Raw genomic sequence first — 2500 nt, 5'->3', positions numbered from 1 at the left:
AGATGTTTCAGTTCAGCGGGTTAGCCCCCTTGCGGGTGACAGGCCTTCAACCTGCCGGGTTGCCCCATTCGGACACCCACGGATCAGCGCTCGTGTGCAGCTCCCCGTGGATTTTCGCAGCTTATCGCGTCCTTCGTCGCCTCTGAGAGCCTAGGCATCCCCCATACGCCCTTCTTTTGCTTGTCGCATCCCGCAACATACGTGCGGGACGCCCTCGTAATCCTTGTATTCTATTCTACTTCGTGTTTCTTCTTTGACTTCGCAGTGACAGCTTTGAAAAACCGCCACGCTCCGTCCCAATATGTCAATGAACGTTTTATCCCGGACTCGGTCCAGGATCTCCTTGCCAAGGTGGTCACACCCACAAAGAGGTGCCGAAACAAGTTCGGCACTTGGTGGAGAATACCGGAGTCGAACCGGTGACCTCCTGCGTGCAAGGCAGGCGCTCTAGCCAGCTGAGCTAATTCCCCTTTATCAGTTGTCAGTTAACGGTCAACAGTTAACAGTGCTATATAACGGTAACTCAACACCCAGAATTTCCTGTTCAATACTTTTCGATGAACTTCTCAAAAGCCGGCAAAGTGAACCTTCAACGTTCCACTCTCGGCCCTCCCAGTAGTCTCAGGCAGACTCGAACTGCCGACCTCTACATTATCAGTGTAGCGCTCTAACCAGCTGAGCTATGAGACTCTTTGGTGAACATATCATAAGACAGCATAAAAGAAAGGAAAAAAACCACCAGATGCAGGACCGGACACGTCCGGTCGCCGATCTCTAGAAAGGAGGTGTTCCAGCCGCACCTTCCGGTACGGCTACCTTGTTACGACTTAGCCCTAGTTACCGATTTTGCCCTAGGCCGCTCCTTGCGGTGACGGACTTCAGGCACTCCCGGCTTCCATGGCTTGACGGGCGGTGTGTACAAGGCCCGGGAACGTATTCACCGGATCATGGCTGATATCCGATTACTAGCGATTCCAGCTTCACGGGGTCGAGTTGCAGACCCCGATCCGAACTGTGACCGGTTTTGTAGATCCGCTCCCCCTCGCGGGGTGGCTTCCCTCTGTACCGGCCATTGTAGCACGTGTGTAGCCCAGGACGTAAGGGCCGTGATGATTTGACGTCGTCCCCACCTTCCTCACGGTTTGCACCGGCAGTCCCGTTAGAGTCCCCGACTTGACTCGCTGGCAACTAACGGTAGGGGTTGCGCTCGTTATAGGACTTAACCTGACACCTCACGGCACGAGCTGACGACAACCATGCAGCACCTTGCAGACGGTCCGAAGAAAAAGCTGTCTCCAGCTTATGCAGTCTGCATTTAAGCCCTGGTAAGGTTCCTCGCGTATCATCGAATTAAACCACATGCTCCACCGCTTGTGCGGGCCCCCGTCAATTCCTTTGAGTTTCATTCTTGCGAACGTACTCCCCAGGTGGGACACTTATCACTTTCGCTTGGCCACGGAGACCGAAGTCCCCACAGCTAGTGTCCATCGTTTACGGCGTGGACTACCGGGGTATCTAATCCCGTTCGCTACCCACGCTTTCGTCCATCAGCGTCAGTACGTTGTTGGTCACCTGCCTTCGCGATCGGTGTTCTATGTGATATCTATGCATTTCACCGCTACACCACATGTTCCGGCAACCCCACAACGACTCAAGACCGCCAGTATCAAAGGCAGTTCTACGGTTGAGCCGCAGACTTTCACCCCTGACTTAACGGCCCGCCTACGGACCCTTTAAACCCAATGATTCCGGATAACGCTCGGACCCTCCGTATTACCGCGGCTGCTGGCACGGAGTTAGCCGGTCCTTATTCTTACGGTACCGTCAGCTGTCCACACGTGGACAGGTTTCTTCCCGTATAAAAGCAGTTTACAACCCATAGGGCAGTCATCCTGCACGCGGCATGGCTGGATCAGTGTTCCCACCATTGTCCAATATTCCTCACTGCTGCCTCCCGTAGGAGTCTGGTCCGTGTCTCAGTACCAGTGTGGGGGATCCCCCTCTCAGGGCCCCTAACCATCGTTGCCTTGGTAAGCCGTTACCTTACCAACAAGCTAATGGTACGCATCGCCATCCCTGTCCGATAAATCTTTAACCCGACCGCCAGGAGGCGGTCGGGTGCCATGGGGCATTAATCCAAATTTCTCTGGGCTATTCCCCTGACAGGGGCAGGTTCGATACGCGTTCCGCACCCGTGCGCCGGTCGCCACCAGATTGCAAGCAATCCGTGCTGCCCCTCGACTTGCATGTGTTAGGCCTGCCGCTAGCGTTCATCCTGAGCCAGGATCAAACTCTTCATTGTAAAAAGTCAATATGTAAACGACTCCCAAACAAATCCAGGTCACTGACATCAAAATGGTTCTTCTCTTGTTTCTCTTTTACGCTGTCTATACAATATGTCAAATGAACTTCTTCCAGAATCAGAAAAAAACAACCCCTAAAAAGAGTCGATCCCCTCCAAAACTACCCAACCCTTATCGGTTAAGCGGGTGCAAATATA

The 2500-nt window shown here is 53.4% G+C and carries 2 tRNA genes and 2 rRNA genes (1 of these 4 cut by a window edge); all 4 read right to left on the bottom strand.

What is annotated here, in order from left to right:
- Positions 1 to 187: ribosomal RNA gene (locus tag GTQ34_RS16465) — 23S ribosomal RNA — on the bottom strand (it extends 2640 nt beyond the left edge of the window).
- A gap of 206 nt (positions 188 to 393) precedes the next feature.
- A tRNA-Ala gene (locus GTQ34_RS16460) sits at positions 394 to 470 on the bottom strand.
- A gap of 146 nt (positions 471 to 616) precedes the next feature.
- A tRNA-Ile gene (locus tag GTQ34_RS16455) sits at positions 617 to 690 on the bottom strand.
- Positions 691 to 778: 88 nt separating this feature from the next.
- Positions 779 to 2302: ribosomal RNA gene (locus GTQ34_RS16450) — 16S ribosomal RNA — on the bottom strand.
- The 16S and 23S rRNA genes sit together here with 2 tRNA genes alongside, the layout of an rRNA operon.
- Positions 2303 to 2500 lie beyond the last annotated feature (198 nt).

The sequence above is a fragment of the Flagellimonas ochracea genome (assembly GCF_009903685.1).
Classification (GTDB): Bacteria; Bacteroidota; Bacteroidia; order Flavobacteriales; family Flavobacteriaceae; genus Flagellimonas; species Flagellimonas ochracea.
Note: the sequence above shows the minus strand (reverse complement) of the source record. Positions and strands in the feature narration are given on the sequence as shown.